Genomic DNA, 3,018 nt, shown 5'->3' with positions numbered 1-3,018 from the left:
TGGAGTCTGACAGCGATGCAGAAAAACAGCTGTTTGCGCTGCTGAAACTGGCCGAGCATTTCAGCGGCGAAAGCCGTCAGCTGTTTGAGCTGAGCCTGGATCCGGAATGGGAGCAACATAAAAGCGCTATTCTGGAAGTACTGGACATTGAGCCTTTGCAGCTGCCAGAGCTGGCCGAGCTGTTACACCGCCAACAAATCAGTACCATATACTCTGTCTGAGCATGGCACACCAAAAGCTACATTTGCCGGAAAAACGCTGTCCGGTATGTGGTCTGATGTTTAGCTGGCGTAAAAAATGGCAACGCAACTGGCACAGCGTGCTGTACTGCTCTGAGCGCTGCCGCCGCAATAAAAACGCTGAGTAACTCCCGGATGAAAATTATTCTGGCACCGATGGAAGGTGTGGTCGATCACCTGATGCGCGATATGTTAACCCGGATCGGCGGTTACGATTTATGTATTACCGAATTTGTCCGGGTGGTGGACCAAAAGCTGCCGACGCGGGTGTTTACCCGCATTTGCCCCGAGCTGTTAAACGCCGGAAAAACACCGGCAGGCACGCCGGTACGGGTACAGCTCCTTGGGCAGGAACCACACTGGCTGGCTGAAAATGCCGTGCGCGCCGTTGAGCTTGGCTCGCCGGGGGTCGACTTAAACTTTGGCTGTCCGGCTAAAGCGGTCAATAAAAGCCGCGGCGGCGCCGTATTACTAAAAGAAACCGAGCAGCTGTACCGTATTGTTAAAGCGGTGCGTGATGCTGTGCCTGACGAAGTAGCAGTAAGTGCTAAAATCCGTCTAGGTTACGATGATACCAGCCTGACACTCGACAACGCAGCGGCCATTGCCGCCGCCGGTGCCAGCATGCTGACCGTGCATGCCAGAACCAAGAGTGATGGTTACCGACCACCGGCATACTGGCCGTGGATCGCTAAAATTAAGCAACAGGTCAATATTCCACTTATTGCCAATGGTGAAATCTGGACTGCCGCTGACGCCGAGCTGTGCCAGCAGCAGTCAGATTGCACTGACATTATGCTCGGCCGCGGCGCGCTGGCGATGCCCAACCTGGCACAAACGATACGATCAGCTAGCGCGGTAATGCCGTGGTCACAGGTGCTTGAGCTGCTGATGCAGTATTCGGAGTTTGAGATAAGTGGCGACAAAGGCCAGTACTACGCTAACCGTATCAAACAATGGTTCAGTTACCTGAAGCTGCAGTACCCACAAGCGGCAGAGCTATTTCAGCAACTGCGTATACTGCGGAAAAGCCCGGACATACTGCAGACATTGCAGCTGGCGCTGGATGACAGCCAACCGCACGCTTAGTTAACAGCGTGAGCAAACTTCGTCAGGCTTCACATCACGTTTGAAAATCTAAAACAATTTATGCCAGCTATGGAAATAACCGGCAAAAATGCCAGACATCACCGGCACTAATCCAATAAGTTGAAAAATAAAGACTATACTCCTCAAACAGTTATAAAAAGGAGTAAAGGATATGCCGGTAAAGGTTGCTGTGCTGATGGAGCGCAGACCAAACGAAAAACGTGTCGCCATGGTGCCTGCCGTGGCCGATAAACTGGCAAAGCTTGGCTGCACGATCAGCATGCTAAGCGGCGCCGGCCTTGGCAGCAAACTACCTGATGATGCATACAAAGGCGTTGAGATTGCCGGCACGGAGCAACATTTACTGGCCGATGCAGACATCGTATTGTCGGTACAACCGCCCACTGCAGATGACATCCGCCTGATGCGTAAAGGCAGCATACTGCTGAGTTTTATTTATCCGCATAAAGAGCCTGAGCTTACCCGGCTATTGCGCGAGCAGCAGATCACCTGCTTTGCGATGGAGCAGGTACCACGCATCAGCCGGGCGCAGGCGATGGATGCTTTATCGTCCCAGGCTGCACTGGCCGGTTATTACGCCGCGCTGTTGGGCGCGACTAAGCTATCGCGTATTCTGCCGATGATGACCACCGCCGTTGGTTCCATCCGGCCGGCGCGTTGCCTGGTGATGGGCCTGGGCGTTGCCGGCTTGCAGGCGCTGGCTACTGCTCGGCGGCTGGGGGCCATCACCGAAGGCTATGATGTGCGGCCGGAAACCAAAGAACAGGCAGAATCTTTAGGCGCCAAGTTTGTCGATACCGGCGTGGATGCCCGGGGCGAAGGCGGCTATGCCCGCGAACTGACGCAGGAGGAGAAAGACAAAATTGCCGCTGTGGTGACCAAACATATTCAGCAAGCCGATATTGTTATTACCACTGCAGCCATTCCGGGTCGGCCATCGCCAAAACTGATCAGCAAACAACAGGTCGATGGCATGAAACTCGGTGCCGTTATCATCGACCTGGCTGCAGAAGGCGGTGGCAACTGCGAATACAGTGTACCGGGCGAAACCGTCAGCCAGGGGCAGGTCACTATTGCTGCACCATTAAATGTGCCATCTATGCTGGCGGAGCATGCCTCTGAGTTGTATGCGAAAAACCTGCTGAATTTACTGCAGCTGTTTGTCAGCGACGGCGAAATCAAGCCGGACTGGAACGATGAAGTGCTGGCAAAAACGCTGCTGACACATAATGGCGAAATTAAACCCGCAGCAGTGAAAACTGCGCTGGAACAACAATAATATTGCTACCGATTTGGGGGATAGTCATGGATTACACCACTACTGTACTGACCGGCTTTGTCGCGCTGTATATCTTTATGCTGGCCGCCTTTACCGGCTTTGAAATCATCGGCCGGGTACCGGCCATTCTGCACACACCGCTGATGTCCGGCTCCAACTTTATTCACGGTATTGTCGTCGTCGGCGCACTGTGGGCATTGCTCAACGCCACCTCAGTGCCGGAGCAAATTATCGGCTTTGTTGGCGTATTGCTGGGCGCAGGCAACGCTGCCGGCGGCTATGTGGTGACCGAGCGTATGCTACAGATGTTTAAACCTTCAAACAAAAGCAATAAGGAGTAATAAATGAATGCTGCTCTGCTGATAGACGCCAGCTACTTTATTGCTGCCT

At 53.4% G+C, this 3,018-nt stretch carries 4 protein-coding genes and 1 pseudogene; all 5 read left to right on the top strand.

Going from position 1 to position 3,018, the window contains the following annotated elements:
• Positions 1–221 (top strand): annotated as a pseudogene (locus VIN66_RS08020) (signal transduction protein); the annotation flags it as partial.
• A gap of 2 nt (positions 222–223) precedes the next feature.
• Positions 224–367, top strand: a complete 144-nt coding sequence (locus VIN66_RS08015; protein ID WP_134052099.1) for a DUF2256 domain-containing protein — start codon at positions 224–226, stop codon at positions 365–367.
• A 7-nt stretch (positions 368–374) separates the two neighbouring features.
• Positions 375–1,328 (top strand): tRNA dihydrouridine(16) synthase DusC, encoded by a 954-nt coding sequence (gene dusC / locus VIN66_RS08010; protein ID WP_331923484.1) that lies wholly within the window; start codon positions 375–377, stop codon positions 1,326–1,328.
• A 172-nt stretch (positions 1,329–1,500) separates the two neighbouring features.
• Positions 1,501–2,628, top strand: coding sequence for an NAD(P) transhydrogenase subunit alpha (locus VIN66_RS08005; protein WP_331923483.1), 1,128 nt, complete (start codon positions 1,501–1,503; stop codon positions 2,626–2,628).
• Positions 2,629–2,654: 26 nt separating this feature from the next.
• Positions 2,655–2,969 carry an NAD(P) transhydrogenase subunit alpha gene (locus VIN66_RS08000; RefSeq protein ID WP_134052106.1) on the top strand — a complete coding sequence of 105 codons (315 nt, stop codon included), beginning with the start codon at positions 2,655–2,657 and terminating at the stop codon, positions 2,967–2,969.
• The last annotated feature ends 49 nt before the right edge of the window (positions 2,970–3,018 follow it).

This window comes from Rheinheimera sp., assembly GCF_036568245.1.
Classification (GTDB): Bacteria; Pseudomonadota; Gammaproteobacteria; order Enterobacterales; family Alteromonadaceae; genus Alishewanella.
The sequence above is the reverse complement of the archived record's forward strand: the minus strand, read 5'-3'. Positions and strand labels throughout refer to the sequence as shown.